Annotated in this window: 14 protein-coding genes (1 of these 14 cut by a window edge); 2 read left to right on the forward strand and 12 right to left on the reverse strand. The window is 73.2% G+C overall.

All coding sequences use genetic code 11. The features are described from left to right. Positions 1-2,706 carry the 5' end (the start) of a type I polyketide synthase gene (locus ACFY1H_RS09155; RefSeq protein ID WP_386945642.1) on the reverse strand. Its footprint begins 24,699 nt before the window's first position, so 2,706 of the gene's 27,405 nt are visible here — the first part of the coding sequence; the start codon lies at positions 2,704-2,706; its stop codon lies off the left edge, out of view. Between the two features lie 165 nt (positions 2,707-2,871). Continuing rightward, positions 2,872-3,906 (reverse strand): GDP-mannose 4,6-dehydratase, encoded by a 1,035-nt coding sequence (locus tag ACFY1H_RS09160; protein ID WP_366582063.1) that lies wholly within the window; start codon positions 3,904-3,906, stop codon positions 2,872-2,874. Between the two features lie 281 nt (positions 3,907-4,187). Between ACFY1H_RS09160 and ACFY1H_RS09165 the strand changes: the two genes are divergently transcribed. Then, positions 4,188-4,949: an alpha/beta fold hydrolase gene (locus ACFY1H_RS09165; RefSeq protein ID WP_366582062.1), complete on the forward strand. Its 762-nt coding sequence runs from the start codon at positions 4,188-4,190 to the stop codon at positions 4,947-4,949. 53 nt (positions 4,950-5,002) lie between these two features. Here the strand turns inward: ACFY1H_RS09165 and ACFY1H_RS09170 are convergent, their stop codons facing one another. From ACFY1H_RS09170 to ACFY1H_RS09195, 6 genes are all read right to left on the reverse strand, one after another. After that, the gene (locus ACFY1H_RS09170) at positions 5,003-7,750 is read right to left on the reverse strand and encodes an AAA family ATPase (protein WP_386945644.1); all 2,748 of its coding nucleotides are present in this window, start codon (positions 7,748-7,750) and stop codon (positions 5,003-5,005) included. Positions 7,751-7,754: 4 nt separating this feature from the next. Further along, positions 7,755-8,441: a LuxR C-terminal-related transcriptional regulator gene (locus tag ACFY1H_RS09175; RefSeq protein WP_366582060.1), complete on the reverse strand. Its 687-nt coding sequence runs from the start codon at positions 8,439-8,441 to the stop codon at positions 7,755-7,757. Positions 8,442-8,974: 533 nt separating this feature from the next. Next, positions 8,975-11,782: an AAA family ATPase gene (locus ACFY1H_RS09180; RefSeq protein ID WP_386945645.1), complete on the reverse strand. Its 2,808-nt coding sequence runs from the start codon at positions 11,780-11,782 to the stop codon at positions 8,975-8,977. Between the two features lie 6 nt (positions 11,783-11,788). Then, positions 11,789-14,434: an AAA family ATPase gene (locus ACFY1H_RS09185; RefSeq protein ID WP_386945646.1), complete on the reverse strand. Its 2,646-nt coding sequence runs from the start codon at positions 14,432-14,434 to the stop codon at positions 11,789-11,791. A 223-nt stretch (positions 14,435-14,657) separates the two neighbouring features. Beyond that, positions 14,658-17,486, reverse strand: coding sequence for an ATP-binding protein (locus ACFY1H_RS09190; protein ID WP_386945648.1), 2,829 nt, complete (start codon positions 17,484-17,486; stop codon positions 14,658-14,660). 106 nt (positions 17,487-17,592) lie between these two features. Beyond that, positions 17,593-18,354 carry a DeoR/GlpR family DNA-binding transcription regulator gene (locus ACFY1H_RS09195; RefSeq protein ID WP_366582056.1) on the reverse strand — a complete coding sequence of 254 codons (762 nt, stop codon included), beginning with the start codon at positions 18,352-18,354 and terminating at the stop codon, positions 17,593-17,595. Positions 18,355-18,698: 344 nt separating this feature from the next. On the opposite strand from ACFY1H_RS09195, the gene ACFY1H_RS09200 reads away from it, so the two are divergent. Further along, positions 18,699-19,607: a cobalamin-binding protein gene (locus ACFY1H_RS09200; protein WP_366582055.1), complete on the forward strand. Its 909-nt coding sequence runs from the start codon at positions 18,699-18,701 to the stop codon at positions 19,605-19,607. 7 nt (positions 19,608-19,614) lie between these two features. Here ACFY1H_RS09200 and ACFY1H_RS09205 read toward each other — a convergent pair whose 3' ends face one another. The 4 genes from ACFY1H_RS09205 to ACFY1H_RS09220 all read right to left on the reverse strand — a co-directional run bounded on the left by ACFY1H_RS09205 (position 19,615) and on the right by ACFY1H_RS09220 (position 24,298). Beyond that, positions 19,615-20,475 (reverse strand): hypothetical protein, encoded by an 861-nt coding sequence (locus ACFY1H_RS09205; RefSeq protein ID WP_366582054.1) that lies wholly within the window; start codon positions 20,473-20,475, stop codon positions 19,615-19,617. Positions 20,476-20,510: 35 nt separating this feature from the next. After that, positions 20,511-21,365 carry a LysR substrate-binding domain-containing protein gene (locus tag ACFY1H_RS09210; RefSeq protein WP_366582053.1) on the reverse strand — a complete coding sequence of 285 codons (855 nt, stop codon included), beginning with the start codon at positions 21,363-21,365 and terminating at the stop codon, positions 20,511-20,513. Positions 21,366-21,453: 88 nt separating this feature from the next. Then, on the reverse strand, positions 21,454-21,822 hold the full coding sequence (locus tag ACFY1H_RS09215) for a DoxX family protein (RefSeq protein WP_366582052.1): 369 nt from the start codon (positions 21,820-21,822) through the stop codon (positions 21,454-21,456). 115 nt (positions 21,823-21,937) lie between these two features. Further along, positions 21,938-24,298, reverse strand: coding sequence for a glycoside hydrolase N-terminal domain-containing protein (locus tag ACFY1H_RS09220; protein WP_366582051.1), 2,361 nt, complete (start codon positions 24,296-24,298; stop codon positions 21,938-21,940). Between the last annotated feature and the right edge of the window lie 150 nt (positions 24,299-24,448).

Raw genomic sequence — 24,448 nt, forward strand, 5'->3', positions numbered from 1 at the left:
CCCGGCGGCGCGCACGTCGTTGAACTGCGCCATCCCGCCCTTCGGCCAGAACCGGCGGCGCTGGAACGCATAGGTGGGCAGGTCGAGCCGGCGCGCGGCGGTGCCGGCGAAGTACCGCGCCCAGTCCACGGTGATCCCGCGCCCGTGCACACCGGCCAGCGCGGCGGCCATCGACGCGTCTTCGGGCCGGTTCGCGCGCAGCAAAGCGAACGCCTCGGCGTCTCGGACCAGCGAGGACAGCGCGCTGTCGGGGCCCAACTCCAGCATCGTCGTGACGCCGTGGCCGGTGAGCCAGTCGAGGGCGTCGGCGAAGCGGACGGTGCGGCGGACGTGGTCGACCCAGTAGTCCGGAGTGGACAGCTGCTCGGCGGTCACGGGCTCGCCGGTCAGCGTGGAGACGATCGGGATCCGCGGAGCTTCGGCCGCGAGACCGGCGACGACGGCGCGGAACTCGGCCAGCATCGGGTCCATCAACGGCGAGTGGAACGCGTGACTCACCCGCAGGCGCTTCGTCTTGCGGCCCAGCTCGGCGAAGTGCGCCGACACCGCGAGCACGGCGTCCTCCGCACCGGAGACGACGACCGTGCCGGGGCCGTTCACAGCGGCGATCGACACCTCGCCGGTCAGCAGCGGCGCGACTTCGTCCTCCGCCGCGGTGATCGAGACCATCGCGCCGCCGGCGGGCAGCGCCTGCATCAGCGTGCCGCGCGCGGCGACCAGCTTCGCCGCGTCGGCCAGGGAAAACACGCCGGAGACGTGGGCGGCGGCCAGCTCGCCGATCGAGTGGCCGGTCAGGTGGTCGGGCGTGACGCCCAGCGACTCGACGAGGCGGAACAGCGCCACCTCGACGGCGAACAACGCGGGTTGCGCCCAGCCCGTCTCGTTCAGCTTCTCGGCGTCCTCGCCCCACAGGACCTCGCGCAGCGAGCCGTCGAGGTGGCGGTCCAGCTCGGCGGCGACCGCGTCGAACGCCTCGGCGTACACGGGGAAACGCCGGTAGAGCTCACGCCCCGCGCCGAGCCGCTGTGCGCCCTGCCCGGTGAACAGGAACGCGAGCTTCGTCTTCGCCGGCACGACGCTCGCGGGCGCTTCCCCCGCCGCCATCGCGGTGAGCCCGGCCAGCGCGGCGTCCCGGTCCTCCGCGACGACCGCTGCCCGGTGCTCGAACGCGGACCGCGTGGTGGCCAGCGACAGCGCCAGGTCGGCCACGGCCGCGTCCGGGTTGTCTTCGAGGAACTCCACGGCGCGGGCTGCCTGGGCCCGCAGCGCTTCGGCGGTGCGCCCGGACACGAGCAGCGGCACCGCACCCGCCGCGAGTGGTGCGGGAGCGGGTTCCTGCTCCGTCGCTTCGGCTTCCGGCGCCTGCTCGATGATCGTGTGGGCGTTGGTGCCGCTGATGCCGAACGACGACACGCCGAACCGTCGCGGCTCGCCCGTCTCCGGCCACGGCGTGGCCTCCGTGAGCAGCCGCACGGCGCCCTCGGTCCAGTCCACATGCGACGACGGGGCGTCCACGTGCAGCGTCTTCGGCAGCACGCCGTGGCGCAGGGCCATGACCATCTTGATGATGCCCGCGACACCGGCGGCGGCCTGCGTGTGGCTGATGTTCGACTTCACCGAGCCGAGGTAGAGCGGCTTGCCCGCGTCGCGGCCGCGGCCGTAGGTGGCCAGCAGCGCCTGCGCTTCGACGGGGTCGCCGAGCGTGGTGCCCGTGCCGTGCGCCTCCACCGCGTCGACCTGCGCGGCGGTGAGGCGGGCGTTGAGCAGCGCCTGCTGGATCACGCGTTCCTGCGAAGGACCGTTCGGCGCGGTCAGGCCGTTGGACGCGCCGTCCTGGTTCACCGCGGACCCGCGGACCACGGCCAGCACCTCGTGGCCGTGGCGGATCGCGTCCGACAGGCGCTCCAGCACGAGCACGCCGACGCCCTCGGCCCAGCCGGTGCCCGACGCCGAGTCGGCGAAGGAGCGGCAGCGGCCGTCGGTCGCGAGACCGCCCTGGCGACTGAACTCGGCGAACGTGGCCGGGCTCGACATCACGGTGACGCCGCCGGCGAGCGCGAGCGAACATTCCTTGGCGCGCAACGCGTGCGCGGCCAGATGCAGAGCAACGAGCGACGACGAGCACGCCGTGTCCACGGTGACGGCGGGCCCCACGAGACCGAACACGTACGACAGCCGGCCGGACATCACGCTCGTGGTGTTTCCGGTGAGCTGGAAGCCCTCGACGCCGTCCTCGGGGCCGACCGCGTAGTCCTGGGCCATCGCGCCGACGAACACGCCGGTGCGGCTGCCGCGCAGCGCCGCCGGGTCGAGGCCCGCGCGCTCGAACGCCTCCCACGACGCCTCCAGCAGCACACGCTGCTGCGGGTCCATCGCCAGCGCCTCACGCGGTGAGATGCCGAAGAAGTCGGCGTCGAACTGCGGGGCGTCGTGCAGGAAGCCGCCCGACAGCGTCGAAGACGCGAAGTCGCCGTCGAGGTCCCAGCCGCGGTCGGCGGGGAACTCGGTGATGCCGTGCTCGCCGGCCTCGACCAGCCGCCACAGGTCCTCCGGGCTGGTGACGCCGCCGGGGTAGCGGCAGCTCATGCCCACGATCGCGATGGGCTCGCTCGCCGCCGCCTCCAGCTCCTGCACCCGCTGGCGCGTCCGGCGCAGATCGGCACTGGCGCGCTTGAGGTAGTCCCGCAGCTTCTGTTCGTTGTCCATGCTCAGCTCAACCCATCTGGACGGCCGCGCGGCGGCACACGTTCGGGTCACGATCCCCACCGAGTCTCGACCGGGCGGGCCTGGGAAATCCCTAGTTCACGTCGGTTTTCCCGACAGCAGAAGGCCCCCGCCGCGGGCAGCGGCAGGGGCCGGGGTGCGAGTGGTTCACCAAGCGGCGGCCAGCAGCACGTCGCCGTAGTCGCGCTCGCGCGCGGCCTGCTCGATGTCGGAGTGGACCATCATCGTCATCAGCTCGGTGAAGTCGACGCTCGGCTCCCAGTCCAGCGCCTTGCGCGCCCGGCGGGAGTCGGCACACAGCGTCTCGACCTCCGCGGGCCGCACCAGGGCCGGGTCGACCACCACGTGCTCCTCCCAGTCGAGGTCCGCGGCCGCGAAGGCGATCCGCACGGCGTCGCGCACCGAATGCATCTCGCCGGTGCCGATCACGTAGTCGCCCGGGTCGTCCTGCTGCAGCATCAGGTGCATGGCGCGCACGTAGTCGCCGGCGAAACCCCAGTCGCGCACGGCGTCGAGGTTGCCCAGCGCCAGCTTGTCCTGCAGGCCCAGCTTGATCGCCGCGACGGCGAGGGTGATCTTGCGCGTCACGAACTCGGCACCGCGGCGCGGGGACTCGTGGTTGAACAGGATGCCGGACACGCCGTACATCCCGAAGGACTCGCGGTAGTTCTTGGTGATGTAGTGGCCGTACGCCTTCGCCACGCCGTACGGGCTGCGCGGGTGGAAGATCGTGTCCTCCGACTGCGGCGTCTCGGCGACCTTGCCGAACATCTCCGACGAGGACGCCTGGTAGAACCGGATCAGGCCGTCCTTCGACGCCGTGCGGCTGGCCGAGAGACCGCTCACCATGCGGATGGCTTCGAGCATGCGCAGCACGCCCATGCCGTTGACCTCCGTCACGAGCTCGGGCTGCTGCCACGACATCGGGACGAACGAGATCGCGCCGAGGTTGTACACCTCGTCGGGCTGCACCAGCTCGATCGCGGACACGAGGCTCCGCTGGTCGATCAGGTCACCGTCCACGAAGGACACGTCCGACATCAGGCGGGCGATCCGCGACCGGCGCGGGTTCGCCTGGCCCCGGATGAGTCCCCACACCTGATAGCCTTGCGCGAGCAGGTGCTCGGCGAGGTATGACCCGTCCTGCCCGGTGATCCCGGTGATCAGTGCGCGCCTGGACATGCTGTCCCCTTCCACCTACGGAAAAGCCACCGCGGCGGTGGCCGGGTGACGCCCCGGACCGGGGCTGTCATCGGAAAGAAGTTGCCGGAAAGCCGTTGCGACACCGGGGAATCGTCCTCGGCGGCTCGGCTCCGACGCTCGCAGCCGCCCCGCGCCGTTGTCAACGACCGGCGCCGGATGCTGGGGAATCACCGAGTTTCGCCCGCGGAAAGACTGCACACTTCCCGGTTTCCGGCGTGCTGGACTGTCCACGAAGGAGCCGCCCCGACGAAAGGACAGCCGTGAACGCCACCACCGGCCTCGACCCGGCACTCTGGCTGCGCCGCTTCCGCCCCGCCGAGCAGGCCGCGCGCCGGCTCGTGTGCTTCCCGCACGCCGGGGGCTCGGCCAGCTTCTACCACCCGGTGGCGGTGGCCCACTCCCCCGGGACCGACGTGGTGGTGCTCCAGTACCCGGCCCGCCAGGACCGCCGCCTCGAGCCCGCGATCACCGGCATCGACGGCTACGCCGACGCGGTCGCCGAGGTGCTCGCCACCCAGCCCGTGAAGCCGACCGTCTACTTCGGACACAGCATGGGCGCCGCGATCGCCTACGAGGTCGCCCTGCGCCTGGCCGGCACCCCGCACGCGCCCGCGTCACTCGTGGTCTCCGGCCGCCGGGCCCCCGGCACCATACGGGACGAGCGCGTGCACGAACGCGACGACGCCGGCCTGCTCGCCGAGCTGAAACGGCTCAACGGCACCGATTCGTCGCTGCTGGACAACGACGAGATCCTCAAGATGACCCTGCCGTCGCTGCGCAGCGACTACCGCGCCATCGAGACCTACCCGACGCGCCCGGGCCGCCCGGTGGCGTGCCCGATCCTCTCGCTCGTCGGCGACGCGGACCCGAAGGCCACGACCGAGGAGGCCGGACGCTGGCGCGAGCACACCACCGCCGGGTTCCGCCTCCGTACGTTCCCCGGCGGCCACTTCTTCCTCACGACGGCCGCGGCCGAGGTCAACCAGGAGCTCGCGCAGGAGCTGGACGCACTCGACTTCTGAGCACGCACGAGGAGGGCCCGCCGCTCGAGTCGCGGCGGGCCCTCTTCGTGCGGTCAGTTCCCCTCGGCGGGTTCCAGGATGTGCGCGACGTCCGGCAAGCCGCCCCGACCCGCGATGCCGAGCTTGCGGTACACCTTCGTCAGGTGCTTCTCCACGGCCCGCACGCTGATCTCCAGGTCTTCGGCGATGCGCTGGTTCGCCTGGCCCGCCAGCACGAGCCGCGCGACGCGGCGCTCCGACGGCGTCAGGTCGGCCGGGTGCGCGCCGGACGTCGGGTCGCCGTGGGGTCGTACGTCGGCGACACCGCAGGCTTTCGCGAGCTTCTCGCCGCGGGCCAGGTGTTCGGCGGACGCGGCACGGTCGGTGGACGCCAGGCGCCGGCCGAGCAGGATGTGGGCCTTCGCGAGCTCCAGCTGCCCGAACGAGCCGTCGAGGACCTCGATCGCCTCGCGCGCCAGGTCCAGGGCGCGCGGGCCCTCGGTCATGCTCGCCCACACGCGCAGCGCGCGGCCGTGCGCGGTCGGCGCGCCCCACGCGGCGGCTCGTTCGTGTTCCTCCTCGATGAGGTCGTGGGCCAGCTCTTCGGCGCCGAGCCGGTGGTGCAGCCGCGCGGCCCAGGTGCGCCACGGCAGCACGGCCGGGTTGCCCCAGCCCATGAGGTCGTACTCGCGGCCGCAGTCGAGCAGGTGCTCCAGCGCGGCCTCCGCGTCGCCGTTGGAGGCCGCGACCACGCCGTCGACGAGGTTGCCCAGCCAAGCCGGGATCAGCGCGTTCTCCCGCGCGCGGTAGGCCGACAGCGCCCGCCGCGCCAGATCCGGGACCACGGCTTCGGCCACGATCAGCGCGAGGGTTTCGCAGCAGCGCACGGCGACGGCGGTGAACGCCGGGTCGGCGCGTTCGAGCGTGCGCGCGGCCAGTGTCGCGGCTTCGGTGTGCCAGCCACGGCGGGCGAGCGAGTACGCGCGCTCGGCCTGGGCGACCAACGTCTCGGCCGCGTTCTCACCCCACTGCCGGCGCGCCAGCACCGTGAGCGAGGTGAGCCACGAGTCGGCCTGGTCGAGCAGGTCCAGCGCCAGCATCGAGCGCGCGGCGAGTGGCACGGCCGTCCGCGCGTCGGCGGGCGAGGGCGGCTCGCCGAGCACGACTTTCCGCGCGATCACGCCGCACCGCTCGGCGTCCTGCCCGGCGAGCGTCGCGGCGTGCACGAGCACGGCGGCCTGGTCCCGTTCGGCGCGGGAGCCCGGGGTGGCCGCGGGATCGAGGCGGGCGAACCCGGCCAGGGCGTCGGTGAACGGGCGCAGCTCCCCCAGCCGCGCGTACCGCAGGCGGGCCTCCAGGGCGAGCGCGAGGTCGCGATCCGCGGGGACGCTCAGCTCCGCGGCGGCCGCGGCGAACTGCGCGGTGAGCGAAGCCGGTGCCAGCTCCAGGGCCAGCGGCGGCAGCACCGCGAGCTCCCGGGCCCGGCGGCCGCGGCCGGTGAGTCCCGGCAACGCCTGGGTCAGGTGCCGCAGCGAAGCCACGGGCGCGGACGACCGCTCCACAGTGGCCAGATCCACGAGCAGCTCCGCGCGGTCGGCACCACCGGCCGTCACCCCGAGCAGCGCGCGCAGCAGGCACCGGCGCGCGGTGGCGAGATCGCCCCGCTGCAACGCGTCGCGCCCCGCGGCCTTGAGCAACCCGATCGCCCAGCCGGTCGGCGGGCTCTCGGCGGCGAGCAGGTGGCGGGCGACGTCCTCGGGCGGCCGGCCGGCTTCGGCGAGCACCCGGGCCGCCCGCAGGTGGCGTTCGGCGGTTTCCGAGGCGGGCAAAGAGTTTTCGACGGCGTCGGCGATCGCCGCGTGCGCGAACCACGCGGGTTCGTTCTCGTCGACGAGGCCGGCCGCGGCGAGCGCGGCCAGAGCCGCGGCGCAGTCGTCGGCCGCGAGCCCGGTCAGCGGCGTCAGCAGTCCGGGGCCGGCCGGTTCGCCCAGCACAGCCAGCGCGTACGCGGTTTCCTTGACCGGCGGGCATTCCACGGCCAGCGCCTGCGCCGCCCGCGCGCCGATGGCGGCGGGGCGGCACGTCCGCACGGCCTTGACGGCACCGGACTGGGGCCGCCGGCCCGCGGCACGCTGGCTCCGCACGAGAGCGGCGAGGAACAGGGGGCGGCCGTGCGACACTGTGGTGCACGCGCGGACGAAAGCCCCGTCGCCTGGTTCACCGAAGCAGTCGGTGATCACCTGCTTCACCCCGGCGCGCGTGAGGGGGCGCAGCGCCAGTTCGTGCGCGGTACGGCCGTAGATCCGCGCCAGCGGACCGGTTTCCGCCACGCCGGCCCGGTCGTGCCGGCCGGCGACGACGAGGACCACCGGACGGTCCTCAGCGGACTCCGCCAGCAGAGCCAGCCACCGCGCGGAGCACGGGTCGGCCCAGTGGAGGTCGTCGACGAGGACCAGGAGGGGCCGGCCCGCGGCGTGGGCCAGCACCTCGTCACGCACCCGTATCGCGTCGGCGTCGGCGAGACCTCCCGCCGTCCGGGCACGATCGGGCAAGCGCACCGCCGTCTCCGGCAGGACGTCGAGCATCCGGCGCAGCACCCCGAGCGGGAAGTCGCGTTCGGACCGCACACCGCCGGCCCGCAGCACGAGCACCGCTTCGGGCCCGCTGTCGAGCACGGCCGCCTCGGCCAGGGCGCCGAGCAGGGCCGACCGGCCGATGCCGAGCGGTCCCGAGACGGTCACCACGCAGCCGGTACCGCTGCGTCGCGTGTCGTCCAGGATTCGCGCGACCAGCGCGGTCTCCTGCTCCCGCTCGGTGAGCACGGGCTCAGCGGATGTATTCCGGGCGCACCCGCGGCGGCCACTGGCCGATGCCGAGGATGCCCATCGAGTAGCCCTTGGACACCAGGGCCGGGCGGTTGGTGACCTTCAGCTTCCGCAGCAGCGTGGTCACGTGGTACTCGACGCCGCCGCGGGAGAGGAACAGCTTCGCGGCCAGCTGCACCGTCGACTCGCCGGCGGCCACCCCCTCCAGGATGCGGGCGTCGACCTGGCTCAGGAGCTTCTGCTTGCTGCTGGCCAGCTGCGGCGCGGAGTCCGCGTCGTCCGGCTTCACGAGCACCGTGATCGTGTCGACGCGGCCGCCGCTGCGCACCGCGATGCCGGTCAGCTCGCCCGCGAACACGGAGTCGCGCGGGCCCACGGCCACCATCTGCTCGGCGAACCGGGCGTGCTGGCCCTCGGTCAGCCGCGTCAGCTGGTGCTTGAGCTTGCCCTGCACGCTCGGGTGCAGGAAGTCGCAGAAGCTGCGGCCGTACACGTCCTTGGCGGTGCGCCCGAACTGCCGCGAGAACGGCACGTTGGCTTCCCGCACGCGCAACCCCAGGTCGAGGTTGGCCATGCACATCCCGGACTGCTCGAAAAGGGAGGTGTAGATGTCGCGGTATTCATCGGAATTCCGGGCCATGGTGGTGGCGGAAGGCGCCGGCTTGGCGATGACTGCACTGGAATTCATCGGTATCGACCATTCCTCTCAGGTCACGCGAGGCCATGATCTGCCGACCGGAAGCGAATCGGCCGACATATGACGTTTCATTTGTTGATCTCAGTCTATGGATGGAAAACCAACCAAGTCAACAGCGCCGGAGCCTCCCCGCTTAATCCTGCGGTACCCCCACACGATGGTTCGGTACGGTGCGGTCGGACGCGGTACGGTTCCCTCTGACCAGCCAAAACCGAAATCACTCAGCCGAAGTTCACCTCGCGTTCGCCCGCCGGCCCCGACCACCGGTGCGGGCGCGCGGTCCCACACGGACGAACATAAACCCACATCGCCCACCCTTGCCCGTGAGACCACCGGTATGTGCCCGTTCTTCGGAGTTCCCGAAATGCCACGGCCCGTTCCCCCGCGGACCTGAAACTTCTTCGGAAACCCTGTTCCCATTCATTCGGTTCGGCGCATAACTGTGACATTCCCCGATTACGCGCACCAGTTCGTGGCGGTACTTCTGCCGTCAATTCCCGGCCAGCGGCACAACGCGGCCCGGTTCAGCCGATTTCCGGGTCGCCGCCGAGCGCCGCGGCCAGCTCCGCGCGGCCGTCGATGCGGAGTTTCCGGTACGCGCTCGTCAGGTGCTTCTCGACCGCGCGCCGGCTGGTGCCCAGCTCGACGGCGATGTCGGCGTTGGTGAGCCCGCGCGCGGCGAGCTCGGCGACGGTGGCCTCGCCACGTGTCAGCTCGGGGCGGATCACGGGCGCGGCGGTGGATCCGGCCGGGGCCGCGAACAACCCGTCGGCCTCGGCGCCGAGCCAGTGGGCTCCGCACTGCTCGGCGAGCCGGCGTCCGCGCGCCAGCACGCGCTCCGCCTCGTCGCGGTCGACATCGCGCAGCACCTCGCCCAGCTTGATCAGCGCTTTCGCCTGCTCGAACCGGTCGACCGAACCACGCAGCACCTCGTTGGACTCGCGCAGCAGCTCCAGCGCGCGGTCGCGGTCGGGGTGCACCGAGGCCCGGATGCGCAGCGCCCGCCCGAGCGTGGTCGGAGCGCCCCACTCGAGTGCGCGTTCGTAGTTGTCCTCGGCGTGGCGCACCGCGTCGTCCTGGCGGCCCAGCCGGTGCGACAGCACCGCCGCCCACGTGCGCCACGGGTGCATCGCCGGGTTGTGCCAGCCGGCCCGGTCCAGCCGCCGCCCGCTGTCGAGGAACTGCGCGAGCGCCATCTGCAGGTCACCGCGCTGCGCCGCGAGCGCGCCTCGCAACGAGCGGCGGATCTCGAACAGCCGCAGGTCCCCCGGCGGCGCGCCGTCGAGCACCCGCGCCGCGAGCGGCCGGTCCCGCAACGCGAACGCCACCAGCCCGAGCACCACCGACGGCAGCAACACGGCGTCGGGCCACGAGCGGTCGACGAGCTCGAACGCCCGCACCGCCTCCTCCCGCGCCTCGACGAGCCGCCCGCAGCCCAGCAGGAGCAGGCCGCGCTGCGCGCCGACGAGGGCCTGCGGTGTCGGGTTGCTGTGGCGTCGGGCGTTGTCGTACGCGGCTTCGAGCCACGACCACCCCGCGTCCACCGCGTCGGCGGCCATCAGCACGGCCGGCAGGGTCTGCAGCGCGGCGAGCGCGCCGTAGGTGTTGGTCGGATCGTGGGCGAGCAGCTTCCGGGCCTGGCCGGCGATCACGTCCGCCGTGGTGCCCGAGCCCAGGGTGGCGGCCATCAGCAAGACCACGCGCAGTTCGCGTTCGCCGGCGGTCGGGCCGTGCGGGTGGTCGCGCAGCTCGGCCAGCCGCCGGGCGGCCGCCGCGAGCTTGGCTGGTTCGCCGAGACCGGAGAACCAGACCCGGGCCTCGAGCCGCAGCGCCAGCTCGCGGTCGTGGCCGGACAGCTCCTCGGCCGGGCCGAGCCGGTCGGCTACGTCGCGGACCAGCTCGGCCACGAGCGGGCCCTCCCCGGCCACCGGCAAGGGAATCCAGGTCGCCACGGTGGCGCGGTCGCGCACCGTCGGCATCAGCGGCGCCGCCTGCGCGAGGTGACGGACCGCCGAACCCGGGTCCACGTCGAGCTCGGCCGCGGCCAGCTCCACGAGCAACCGCGCGCGCTCCCCGCTGTCCGGCGACAGATCCAGCAGCGCGCGGCGCAGGTAGCGCCCGGCCGGCGAAGGCGCGGCGCGACGGCGGGCTGCTTGCGCCGCCGCCCGCAACCGCTCGACCTCCCACCCGGCGTTGATCACGTCGACCTGGAGCAGCTGCGCGGCGACCGCCTCGGGCGGGTAGCCGCTCTCGTCGAGCAACCCGGCCGCTTTCCGGTGCAGCGCCGAGCTTTCCCGCGCGTCGAGCAGTTCCTCGACGACGCGGTTGAGCGACGCGTCCCGCACGGTGACGCGGTCGCCGGCCACTTCGAGCCAGCGGCCGCCCAGCGCGGTGAGCGCGGCCATGCGGCCCGGCGCGTCGACTTCACCCAGCCGCAGCACCAGGTCCAGCTCGGCGTCACCCCCGAGGACCACCAGCGCCTTCGCGAACGCCGCGACGCCGGGAACGCGCCGCAGCAGGAACTGCAGGCGCTCGCGCCGGAACGCCGTGCCCAGCTCGTGGATCCGTTCGCAGTCCGAAGCCTTGCCGGTGACGCGGTGGGAGACGGCGCGGTCGAGCAGCGTGCGCAGTTCCTTCGGGCTGCCGGAAGTCACCTCGTGGCAGGCGAGCGCGAACTCCGCGGCGTGGTCCGCGCCGAACTTGCGGCCGACGAGCCGCGCGGTCGCCTCCGCCGAGAGCGGGGCGGCCCGCAGGTGGTAGCGGGCGACGTCGGCAATCTCGCGGATCAGGGGCTCACGCCCGGCGGTGCCGTCCTGCAGCACCGCCGCGATCAGCACCCGCATGCCCGAAAGCCGCCCGGCGAGGAAGGCCAGCGCCCGCAACGACGGCTCGTCCACCCAGTGCAGGTCGTCCACCAGCACCACCACGGGGCGCTGCGCGGCCAGCCCGACGAACAGCGTGTGCAGCCCGTGCAGCACGCTGGCCGTCGCCGAGCGGGCGGGGTCGTCGCCCACGACCGGCGGCCGGCCGCCGGTCAGCGGGTCCAGCAGCACCCGCGCGACCGGCGCCGCCACCGGCGGGCCGGGCACCGACAGCAGCGGGAGCACGAGCTGGCGCACGACGCCGAGCGGGAAATCCTGTTCGATCTGTGCGCCGCCCGCCCGCAGCACCCGCGCGCCGAGCCGCGTCGCCGACGACCCGATCTCCCGCAGCAGCGCGGATGATCCCGCACCGGCCGGACCGCCGACCAGCAGCACGGCCCCCTCGCCCGACTGCACCTCCAGCACGGCCTTCTCCAGCACGGCCAGCTCAGGTTCGCGTTCGAGGAGCACCGCCGCTCACTCCCCCCGCCCCGCCGGCGCCCACCGGGCCGCGAGCTGTGCGCGGCCGCGGATCCCGAGCTTGCGGTAGGCCTTGGTGAGCCGCAGCTCCACGGTTCTCGTCGCCACAGAGAGCGCTTTCGCGATGTCCCGGTTCGCCATCCCGCCGGCGGCGAGCTCCACCACCTCGCGCTCGGGCTCCGACAGCAGCCCGCCGGTCGTGTCGTCCTCGTCCCGCGGGGCCGGCAGCCGCAGTGCCGGCCGGGCCGCCGGCGGGTGGATCGCCGCGCCCGCACCGAGTTTCGCGAACGACACCTCACGCATCCAGTCGAGCAGCTCGCTCGCGCCCCAAGCTTCGCCGAGCGCCTTCTCCTCGGCGATCAGCTCCTGCGCCGCGGCGCGGTCACCCAGCCGCAGCTGCGCGACGGCCGCGATGGTGCGCCAGCGGGACAACATGGGGTTGAGCCAGTGCCGGCCCCGCAGGATCCGGCCGCACTCCAGCAGCGCCGTCAGCGCGCCTTCGACGTCACCGCGTGCGAGGCGCAGCCGGCCGCGTTCGTAGAGCAGGAACGCCCAGCCGGCCCCGCGTTCGGCTCCGGCCGGCAGCGGCGCCGCCTCGGCTTCCCGCGCCTTCTCGACGTCACCCTGCTGCTGGTACGTCGCCATCTCCCCGGCCACGTGCCGCGCCACCAGCGTCGGGTGCCAGCAGCGCACGGGCAGCTCGCGGCCGGCGGTGTAGAGATCGCGGCGCGCCTGCTCGGCGCGGCCGAGCCAGCCCGCGGCGAGCGCCCGGTACAGCAGCGCCTGCGCCGCGATCGCGCGATTGTCCCGGATGCGCGCCTGGATGAGCACGGCGTCGAGGCCGGAGAGCGCCTCGGCGGGTTCGAAGCAGCACAGGAGCGCGCGGCCGGCCATGAGCTTGGGCATCAGCGGGCCGTCGTCATCCGGGTTGGCGAGCGCTTCGCGCGCGAGCGCGCCGGCGCGGGGGCGGTCCTGCCCGCGGGTGGCCAGCAGCCACGCGAGCGCGCCGGCCTGGGCCGGGTCGCCGTCGGCGGCCGGATCCGCCGGCGCGGCCAGGGGTTCGACCGGCACCTCGGGTTCGGCCGGTCCCTCCTCCTGCGCGATCCAGCCGATCACGCCCAGCGTCGTCAGCGACGGTTGCGGGATGATCCCCGCGCCGCGCTCGCACATCACCGACACGACCTGGCGCGCCGTTTCGTTGTCGCCGCGGCCGACGAGGAGGTCGGCGGCTTCGAGCACCGAGGGCCACGAGCGGGTGCACGGCGGCGCGGTCAGCACCTGCCGCAGCCGGGTGTCACTGGCGTCCGGGCTCTGCGCGACCTCCAGCGTCGCGAGCCGCGTGAGCACGCGCGCCCGCTGCTCGGAGCCGAGGGGTTCGCCCAGTGCGCGGCGCAGCGCCGTGACCGCCGGACCGGAGCGGCCCTGCCGCGACCGCAACGCCGCCGCGTCCGTGAGCGCCGTGCCGGCCCAGGCCCGGCCCACCGGCGGCGCCGCGGCGAGCAGGTCGGCGATCGCGCCCGAGCCCACCCCGGTGCGCCGGCCGAGCGCCGCCGCGCGCACGAACAGGTCCTCGCGCTCGTTCGCCGGCATCACCGCCAGCACCTCGCCGGCCAGGTGCGGTTCGGCCAGCCGCGGCGGGTCCGGCACGGCGAGCCCGGTCGTCACGAGGATCTCCAGCGCCTGCGCGGGTGAGGACTCGGAAAGCCGCGCGAGCGCGACGGCGAGCTCGAAGTCGAAGTCCTCGCCGCACACGGCAAAGACCTGCAGCAGCGCGATCGCATCGGCCGGCAACCCGCGCGCGACGCGGCAGGTGCTTTCCGACCACACCGCCCGCGCGGCCGTGACGAGCGCAGGCGTCCGGTCCGCGACGGGCGGCACGCCCTCGGCCTGCAGCCGGTCGAGCGTGCGGGCCAGCACCGCGGGAAAGCCGCGAGTCGCGGCCATGGCGGCGGACGCGAAGGCCTCGTCGACCGGTTCGCCCGTGGTGTTCGTCAGGAACGCTGCGGTCTGGGCCGAGCTGAGCGGTTCGAGGCCCACCTCCTGCAGCTCGACGGGCCAGGCCGCGTCGAACGCGGCGTCCGTGCCCAGGTACCGGCCGAGCGGGCCGTGGGAGGTCGTCGCGATCAGGATCGGCGCGCCGGCGACGCGGTGCAGCATCGCCTCGAGCCAGCACAGCGACCAAGGGTCGGCCCACTGCAGGTCGTCGAGCGCGAGCGCCAGCGGGCCGCGGCGGCTCAGCGCCGCGAACTCCGCGCAGACCAGGTGCACCGGCGAGGTGCAGGACCCCGTCTCGCTGCTGTCGCGCACGCACAGCTCCACGAGCTCGGCGAACCGGGCGGGCGTGCACAGCGCGGCGAGCAGCTGCGTGACGGCGCTGTAGGGAATGTCGGTCTCCACCGGCGAACACCGCGCGACGGCCGTCGCGGCCCCGCTCATCGCGGCCGCCTCGGCGACCCGGCCCAGCACCGCGCTGCGGCCGACGCCCAGCGGTCCGATCACGCTGAGCAACCCCGGGCGGCCCTCGCCGAGCGCCGTGACGAGCTCTCCGGCCGTCCGCAGCGCCGATTCGCGGCCCAGGAGCGGGCCGGCGGACCCGCCGCCGCTCACCACACCGGTCACGAAGCGTGTTCGGAGGTTCTGCACACCCACCTCCCCGGCCATCCCATCCAGTGACGCTCAGGCTACCGATTCTGCACTAAAGGTTATCCCCGGAGAATGACTATCGCTGTTTCCCACGTTAGGAGGTAGTGAATTTCTGCCCCTGCGCGCCCGACAGCGCCGGACGCGGGGGCAACCGTAACGATCGGTGACCATTCACGGCGGTACTTCTACCGTCCTCAAGCCGTCACGGAGGGTGTAGAACGCTTCACGGCTGCTCACTCAGCGCCTCGGCGATCTCCGCCCGCCCCTTCAGCCCGAGTTTGCGGTACACGCCCGTCAGGTGCAGCTCGACCGTACGCACCGTGAGGAACAACGACTCGGCGATCTCCCGGTTCGTCGCGCCCTCGGCCGCCTTCTCCGCGACGCGCCGCTCGCTGCCGCTCAACGCGTCGGCCGGCGACGCCGTCCCGCGCCGCATCCGGCCGCCCGCCTCGGCCAGCGCCGGCAGCGACTGGTTCAGCTGCAGCTTGTCCCGGCACAGCACGGCGACGTCGATCGAGCGGCGCAGCCGGTCCCGCGCGCCCTCCGCGTCGCCGCGGTGGAACAGCCGCCTGCCGAGCAGGAACTCCGCGCGGGCGTGCTCCAGTTTCGCCGGGGACGGAGCCAGGATCTCGGCGGCCTCGGCGAGCAGGTCGATGCCCGTGTCGCCCGGCGTCAGCACGCCGCGCGCGGTCCGGACCATGCCGAGCGCGCGGGCGGTGCCCCACCGGGCCGCGCCTTCTTCGGCTTCTTCGATCCCGGCCCAGCCCTCGTCACTCCGGCCCAGCCCCGCCAGCACCTCGGCCGCCTCGTACCACCACGGCGCGAGCACCGGGTTGGCGATGTCGGCCTCGGCCAGGCTGTCGCGGCAGCGCAACAACTGCTCCAGCGCGCCGGGCCCGTCGCCGGTGGCGGCGAGCGCGCGGGCCCGCGCCATCAGGACCCAGTGGTACTCCAGCGTGAACCGGTCGAGCCGCGGCCGGCGCACGCTGTCGAGAACCTGCAAAGCCCGGGCGGGTTCACCGTGGCGGATCAGCGCCGCCGCGAGCGCCGCCTGCGGCATCGCGCCCGCGTCGCCCCACGCCTCCTGCGTGATGATGTCGTGGGCGAACTGTGCGTCGGAGAGGCCGTCGGCGGAGTTTCCCGTCCACAGCAACACCAGCGAGCGGGTGCTGGCCCCGAGCGTGTAGGTCCACGCCTCGCCGCGGCGCTGCGCGTGTTCCATCAGGTCGCCGAGCGCGGCGAGCGACGGCTCGACGTCGTCGGCGAGGTACAGCGTGAGCACCGCGCCCAGCACGGCCCAGCCGCCGGGCGTGACGTCGCCGATCGAGAGGACCTTGCGGGCGTGCCCGGCGAGCTCGGCCGCCGGTCTGCCCTGCAGCGTCCCGAGCGAGGCGAGCATCGCCAGCAGCTGCCGTTCCTCGGCCGTGTCTCCCTGCGGCGGCACGGCGTCGCGGAAGCGCTCTCCGACCTGGCGCACGGTGGCCTTCTCGTCCATGCCCGACAGCAGCAGCACCGACTCCAGCAGCGTCCGCGTCGACCGGTCCTGTGCCGACGGGGTGCCGCCGACGGCCTCGTCGAACCGGTCGAGCACCGACTCCGCCAGCGCGTAGGCGCGCAAGGAGTTCTGCGACGTGAGCGAAGTCAGCGCGTACTGCACCGCCAGCGGCACCCGGCGCCGCGGATCGGTCACGAGGTCCAGCGCCCGTTCGAGGTGCCCGAGCGCCGCCTTCGGGTCGACCTGGGCGAGCACCCGGGCGACGTGCCCGAGCACGGCCACGCTGTCCTCGTCCGCCGCGAGCGCGCGCGTCAGGTAGCGGGCCGCGGCCGCCGGAGCGCCGCGGTTCTCCGCGACGACGGCCGCGTCGCGCAGCACGTTCACCATCCACGGCTGCGGCCGCCCGCTGAGGAGCAGCAGCTGCACCGCGACTTCCTCCGGCGCCCGGCCGTTGTCGTTGAGCAGCGTGGCCGCGCGTTCCCGCAACGCGTGCAGCTGTTCGGCGGAGACGGCGTCCACGACCGCGTGGCGGATCAGGTCGTGGGTGTACTCCAGCCGGTCGGGCAGCAGCAGGTCGTCGGCCCGCAACGCGCGCACGGCGGCCGCCGCCGGCCCCGGCTGGGTGCCGGCGAGTGCCGCGATCAGCTCGAGCTCTTCCCCGCCCAGCACGGCGATCGCGCGGGCGACGGCGAACGCGGCGGCCGGCAGCCGGTCCAGCACCGAGCGCGCCACGACCTCGCGGCCGTGCTCGTCGAGCGCCGGCACGTGCGTTGCATCAGGCACGACGCGCGGATCGGCACTGCCGCGCAGCTGTGTCACCACCCGGTCGAGCAGGAACGGGTTCCCGCCCGTCACCTCCACGCACTTGCGCACGAAGGCGTCGTCCGGACTCGCGCCGAAGCGCGCCTGCAGCACCTCGGCCACCGCTTGCGGCCCCAGCGGTTCCAGGTCGAGCGTGAGGCAGGTCAGCGTCGCCCCGATCTCGCCGAGCACCTCCGGGCGCGGTGCATCACGGCCGGTGCGCTGGGTCATCACCACGAGCAGCGGCAGGTTCTCCGCGCGGCGCAACAGAAAACCCAGCCACCGCAACGAAGTCTCGTCACACCACTGCACGTCGTCCACGGCGAGCACCACGAGCCCGTCGGCGGTGAGCCCCGCCGTGAGCCAGTGCAGGCCGTGCATCACGGCGTACGTGTCGGCCGCCGCGCCCTCGGCGCCGCCCGGCTCCAGCGCGGGCAGTGCGAGCCGGGCACTCCCGTCGGGCAGGCCGGCGCCGGTCAGGTCCAGCGGCGCGAAGAGCGCGCGAACCGCTTCGTACGCCGACGAGCCGCTTTCCGGGCAGGTGACGGTGAGGACCGTGGCGGCGACGGTGTCGAGCTCGTCGAGCGCGGCCGCCACCAGCTTCGTCTTGCCGATGCCCGCCGGGCCGCGCAGCAGCACCGCCTGGCCTTCGCCGAGCGCGGCGTCGCGGGCTTTCCGCACGAGCAGCGAAAGTTCCCAGTCCCGCCCGGCCAGCTCGGTTCCGGGCACCGGCCGCAGGCCACTCCGAAGGGCCACCGCGCCTCCTCCACGCATCGCGGGCGCTCATGCCCGGCGGGATCTTGCTGCCGGTGCCACTGTGCCAGCTGTCGATCAACCGGGTGGGACAGCAGGGCGCTCGCGGTCACACAGTGAGCACCTTCGTACCCGTGTGGCGGATCTCGTCGAGGGCTCCGGGGTCGACGTGGTCGTCGGTGATGAGCGTGTCCACGTCGTCCAGATCGCCGAAGCGCGCGAAGTGGTCGTTGCCGATCTTCGTGTGGTCGGCGAGCACGATCGTCCGGCGCGCGGCCGCGATCGCCGCGCGCTTGACCATCGCCTCCGAGGAGTCCGGGGTGGTCAGGCCGCGTTCCACGGACACGCCGTCGGTGGCCATGAAAGCCACGTCCACGTAGGTGTCGCCGAGCGCGCGCAGCGCCCAGTTGTCCACGGCGGCGAGCGAGCGGCCCTTGACCCGGCCGCCGACGAGCATCACCGTCACGTTGCCGCGGCCGCTGAGGGTGACCGCGATCGTGACCGCGTTGGTGACCACCGTGAGCTCGCGCTCCACCGGCAGGATGCCGGCCAGCTCGCCGACGGTGCTGCCCGCGTCGAGCAGGATCGCGCCTTCGGCGGGCACGAGGTCCAGCGCCGCCTTCGCGATGCGCCGTTTCTCCGCGGCCATGGCCGAGTCGCGCACAGGCAGGCCGAGTTCGGTGCCCCCGCTTTCGACCGGGATCGCGCCGCCGTGGACGCGGCGCAGCACCCCGCGGCGTTCGAGCGCGGTCAGGTCCCGGCGCACGGTCTCCGTGGTGATGTCGAACTGCGTCGCCAGCCCGGCCACGTCCACCCGGCCGTTTTTGCGCGCCATGTCCAGGATCGTCTGATGGCGCTCCTCGGCGTACATTCTCCCGCTTCTCCCCTGTCGGTAACCCGAGAGCCTCCCTTTCGGTTTCCCGAAAGCCGCACGCTACCCACGGTCACACCGGCCACACAACAAGGTCGGCCGGTTTTGAGGGAGATCCCGGTCTTTCGACAGATTCCCCCAGACCACCGTGTTCACGCGCGCCGAGCGGGATGTGTCCTGCGTAACACTCCCGGCGCCACAACGGCTTGACCTGTCACGGTGCGCGCCCGTCCGGACACCGCGCGCAGTCAGTCCACAGTGGACTCGACGCGCGGCGCTACCCACGGTGATTGCGGTCCGGCCTCCCCCGCGCGGGGCGGTCCGGCGCGGGCTAGGTTCGAACCATGCGGATCGTGTCACTGCTGCCCGCCGCCACCGACCTCGTCGCGGAGCTCGGCCGCCTCGGTGACCTGGTCGGCCGCACCCACGAATGCGACTGGCCGCCCGGCGTCGAGTCGGTGCCGGTCGTCACCGCGGCCGAGGTGGACGACGCCGTGCTGACCAGCCGCGAGATCTCCGACGCCGTCGGCGGTTCGGCCCACCGCGGCTCGTCGCTGTACTCAGTGGACACCGCGCGGCTGGCCGAGCTCGCGCCGGACCTCGTGCTCACCCAGGACCTGTGCGAGGTGTGCGCGGTGTCCTACACCCGCGTCGCCGAAGCCGTGCGGATGCTCGACGCGGGGCCGAAAGTGCTCAGCCTGGAACCCCGGCGGCTCACCGAGGTCCTCGACTGCGTCACCACGCTCGGCGACGCGCTGGGTGTGCCGGAGCTCGCCGCCGAGCGCGTCCGTTCGCTCGCCGCCCGGCTCGACGCCGTGCGCGACCGCGTTGCCGGCAAGCCTCGGCCCCGTGTGGTCGCGCTGGAATGGCTCGACCCGCTGTGGCCCGCGGGCCACTGGGTGCCCGAGCAGATCACCGCGGCCGGCGGCGAACCCCTGCTCGCGGCGCCCGGCGAGCACACGCACCCGATCCCGTGGGACGCGGTGGTCGCCGCGCGCCCGGACGTGCTGCTCGTCCTGCCGTGCGGCTTCAGTCCCGACCGCACGGCGGCGGAGTTCGACGTCCTCACGGCGTTGCCGGGCTGGGCGGAGCTCCCGGCGGTGCGGGCCGGCGCGGTGTGGCTGCTCGACGGTCCGGCCTACTTCAACCGTCCCGGCCCGCGCGTCGTGCGCGGCGCGGAAGTCCTCGCCCACGTGCTGCACGGCGTCGAGGCCGACCCACCGGTGTCCCCCGCCGAGGCGCGCCGGGCCTGAACCGCCGTCAGGCGAACGCGACGTCCGCGGTCGCCACGGCTTCCGCACGCGCGGAGTCGACCTGCAGCGCCGCGCCTCCTTCGGCGGGCACGCCCGTCGCAAGGAGGTGCTCGCCCGCGAACACGGGGCGGCGCAATCGGTAGGACAGCGAGGGGATCGCGCGTTCCGGCGCGCGGGTGCGCGCGAGCTCCAGCAGGAGCAGCACGAGCAACGGGCCGTGCACCACGAGACCCGGGTACCCCTCGGTGCCGGTCACGTACGGCTCGTCGTAGTGGATGCGGTGCGCGTTGGCCGTCAGCGCGCTGAACCTGAACAGCAGCACGGGATCCGGCGTCCACACCTGCTGCCATTCGGCGGCCGACTCCGGCTCGCCGGTCACGTCGAGCGCGGCCAGTGCGGTGCGCCCGGCGTCCTCGCCGGAGCGGTAGACGATGTCCTGTTCCTCGACCACGCGCACGGTCCCGTCCTGGCTGATCTCCGACCGCACGGTCACGAACAGCATCTCGCCCGTGCGGCCGTGCTTCACCGCGACGTCGCCGAGCGACCGCGTCCGTTCGGCCGGCGTGCCCAGCACGAGCGGCGCCCGGACCTCCAGGCGTCCGCCGGCGAACATCCGCCGCCGGTCCGGCAGCGGCGGCAGGAAGTGGCCGTCCGCCGGGTGGCCGTCGGCGCCGATCTCCGCCTGCCGCGGCCATTCCAGGAAGTACAGCCAGTGCCACAGCGGCGGCAGCGCCTGCCCTGCGACGGCGGCCGGCCGCGGCAGGTCCAGCGCCGCGGACAGCGCGGCGGCCGGTCCGGCCGGGAGCGCGTCGGTGTCGGTGACCGGTTCGGGAGACCACGACTCGACGTACGAGCCCAGCGCGTTCATGGTCTTGGCCTACCACACGAGCGCGCGCCCCGCAGTCAGGCTGTGACGAGCTCCGCGAACTCGTAGATCAGCCGCGAGCGCCGCGCGGCGACCCACGCCAGGGCGACCTGGCCCGGCGGCAGGTCACCGACCGGCACGTGGGTGACGTCCGGGCGCGTGTAGTACTCCGAAGTGGACAGCGGCACGATGGCGATGCCCAGACCGGCGGCCACGTGCTCCAGCTTCTCCTCGATGCTGCGGAACCCGCGGGGCCGCGCGGCGCCGCCGGTGCGCAGCTCGGTCGCGACGGCCCGCCACTCCGGCACCGCGTCCGGGTCGTTGAGCAGGTGCTCGTCGGCGAGGTCGGCCACGTCCACGGACTCCTTGCCCGCCAGCCGGTGCGACACCGGCAGGATGGCCACGCGCGGCTCGCTGAACATCGGCCGCACCGTGAGCCCGCGCGGGTCCACCGGCAGCCGGACGATGCCGACGTCGGCGCGGCCGTCGTGCAGCACCTGGGTCTGGTCGTCCCACGTGGTCCGGACCAGCTCGACGTCGAGCCCGGGATGGCGGTCCGTCAGCGCCCGCACGGGTTCGGTCACGGTGATGCCCGGCATGAAACCGATGGTGAAGGTCGAAGCACCGCGCGCGGCCAGCGCCACGCGTCGCCGCAACGCGTCGGCCGACGCGAGGATCGGCCGGCTGTCCTCGAGCAGCTGCCGGCCGGCGGCCGTGAGCTCCGTCGAGCGCCGGTCGCGGACGAACAGCTGCGCGCGCAGCTCCTCTTCGAGCGCCCGGATCTGGCGCGACAGCACGGGCTGCGCGATGTGCAACCGCTCCGCCGCCCGGCCGAAGTGCAGTTCCTCGGCCACGGCGACGAAGTAGCGCACCTTCCGCAGATCGACGTCCACCTAGGGCCTCCCGTCCGTCGCCGCGTCCAGCCTAGGCCAGCCGCGGCGCCGGAGACCGGTCGAGACCGACGCCCGGGTGAGGGTCCGCTCAGCCGGCGAAGCGGCCCACGGCGACGAACACGGTCAGCACCAGCAGCACCACGTTGACCGGCACGGCCTTCGGCTCCTTGCGCCGCGCGTGCACCACGATCGCCCCGAAGGCCACGATCGCCAGGCCCACCGCCGCGATCGGCGTCAGCACGGGCGCGATGTCCAGGGCCTGCGGCAGGATCAGGCCGATCGCGCCGAGCACCTCCGCGAGCGCGATCAGCTTGACCGAGGTGTCCGAGAAGTCCTCGACCCAGCCCATGTTGGGGTTTTCCAGCAGCTTCTTCCGCGGCGTGGCGAGCTTCATCCCGCCCGCCCCCAGGTACAGCACTGCCGAAATCCCCGCCGCGATCCACAACGCGATGTTCATGCCCGCTCCCGATCCGTCCGACTCATGTAGTTGAACGCTACACTGTTCGAGGTCGAACCGACGAGCGGCACGGGCGCCGGAAGGTACGGACGGGAACCATCCGGCGCCCGTCCGGTCACCGCGGGGTGACGGTGACCGACTGGCCCGGACGCAGCCGGACCTGCTGCTTCCAGCTGCCCGCGCGCAGTTCGGTCTCCGTACCGCCGACGCTGCGCACGACCGCCTTGGTGACCTTGCCGCGCCGCCACTCGAGGTCGACCTCGAACCCGCCGCGCGCGCCGATGCCGGTCACATGGCCGGACTCCGCCCAGGCCGACGGCAGCGCGGGCAGCAGCTCGATCACGCCGGAGCGCGAGTACAGCAGCATTTCCAGCACCGCGGCCGGCCCGCCGAGGTTCGCGTCGATCTGGAAGATCGTGTAGCTGCCCTGGCTGTACATGTCGAAGAAGTTGGCCGCCGTGCCGTTGCCGTTGTTGAACGAAGGCCGCAGCACGGTCAGGAAGAGCTGATACGCGCGGTCGGCATCCTTGAGTCGGGCCCAGCACGCCGAGCGCCACGCGCAGCCCCAGCCGAAGGTGTCCATACCGCGGGCGATCAGCAGGTTGCGCACCCCGTCGATCAGTTCCTTCGACGCGGTGTCGGTGTTGATGCGGTCGCCGGGGAAGAACCCGATGAGCGGCGAGAGGTGCCGGTGGGTCGTCTCCCCCAGGTTCTCCGGCGAGAGCCATTCCTGCAGCCAGCCGGTGACCGGGCTGACAGTCGGCAGGTGCAGCCGGTCGCGCATCCCGGTGATCGTCCGGCCGTAGTCGCCGTCGCGGCCGAGGATCTGCGTCGCCTGCGCGAAGTGGCCGAACAGGTCGTGGACGAGCTCCTGGGAGTAGGTGTTGCCCTGCGCGTCCGGGCCGTGCTCCGGCGACCAGTCGGTGTCGCTGACGAGGTAGTCCTTGCCGTCGATGGTCTTGGTGACCAGGCGCGCCTCCCAGAACTCCGTCGCGCCCTTGAGCACCGGGTAGACCTTCGCGAGGTAGGCCTTGTCCTGGGTGAACTCGTAGTGGTCCCACAGGTTGTTGCACAGCCACGCGTTGCCTGCCGGGTGCCAGGCCCAGCCGGAGCCGCCGTAGATGTTGGTGGAGAACGCGATGGCCCAGCCGGCGATCTTGCCGGTGCTGTTGCGGAACCGGTTGCGAGGATCGTTGAACAGCCGCTTCGTCGTGTCGGTCCACGACGGCAGCTGCGCGAGGCAGTAGTCGGCCAGCGCGGTGAAGCACTCCTTCAGGCCCGCGCGGTCGGCGAGCCAGTAGTTCATCTCCAGGTTGATGTCGGTGTGGTAGTCGCTGTACCAGTCGGGCGAGTTGTTGTTGAGCCACAAGCCTTGGAGGCTGATCGGCAGGCCGCTGCGGGAGCCGGTGATCGTCAGGTACCGGCCGAACTGCACGTAGCTCGCCTCGAGCTCCGGGTCGGGCGTGCCCGGGTCGGTGTTGCGCACCGCGATGCGCGACCACGAGTCGAGGGTGCGCCGGTTGGCCGGCGACTGCCCGAGGTCGACCTTCATGCGGTCGAACAGCTTGCGGTAGTCCTGCACGTGCGTGGCCAGCAGCGCCGTGCCGGAAGCGGCGGCCGCGGCCTTCACCTTGCCGACGGCCACGGAAGCCGGGTTCGCCCCGGCGTCCAGGTAGTGCCGCGCCGCGTCGGGCACGTAGTTCGTGCCGCCGCAGACCACGATCACCACCTCGCCGCAGCCGGTGAAGGTCACCTCCGTGCCCGAGACGCTGACGCGCCCGCCCTTCGACGCGGCGGTGACGGCGGTGCTGTACTTCAGGCCGTTCGCGAAGGTGCCGCCCAGCGACACGGCGCCGCCGCCCGCCGTCGGCTTCTCGTCGCGAGTGCCTTCCAGCGTCACCGAGCCGGTGTAGGAGCCACCGCCCTGCTGCGTCAGCCGGATCACCACGACGTCGTCGGGATAGCTGGCGTAGACCTCGCGCCGGTAGGTCGCGCCGCGCAGGCCGTAGGTCGCGGTGACGAGGCCGTTGCTGAGGTCCAGGGTTCGCCGGTAGCCGCTGACACCGGTGTGGGCGGGCAGCTTCAGCCGCACCTTGGCCAGGAGGCCGAAGCTGCCGAAGTCGTCCTTGCCGTAGGGCAATTGGCCGTCGTCCTGCACCGTGTCGTTGAGCCCGCCGGTCCAGAGCGACGAGTCGGTGAAGTACACGTAGTCGGCCGCGGGGTCACCGCCGACGAGGCCACCGATCCGACCATTGCCGATCGGCAGCGCCTGCTCGATCACGTGCGACTCGACGGCCGGCGCGGGGTACCACAGGGTCGTCGCGGCGGCGTCGGCCACGAGGTCGGCAGAGGGCGGCCGCACGGGCGACGCTTGCGCCGTGAACGGGCGAAACCCGCTCAAGGCGAAGCCCGCGCCGACGGCGCCACCGAGCTTGAGAAAGGTCCGACGGGAGGGCGGGGAGGAGAGGTCCGACATGACAGGTCCGTTCGTCGTCGAAGGCGGAATCCGGCCGTGAGCGAGGCCCGAAGCTCGCCAAACATAGGATGTCTGCCCGAACCTGGTCAAGATTCTTCGGAATTATTTGCCGCCAACGACGGAGGCGGATCGGTTTCCGGCGCAACCGGA

Origin of the sequence: Amycolatopsis sp. NPDC001319 (assembly GCF_042896185.1) — a bacterium.
Taxonomy (GTDB): domain Bacteria; phylum Actinomycetota; class Actinomycetes; order Mycobacteriales; family Pseudonocardiaceae; genus Amycolatopsis.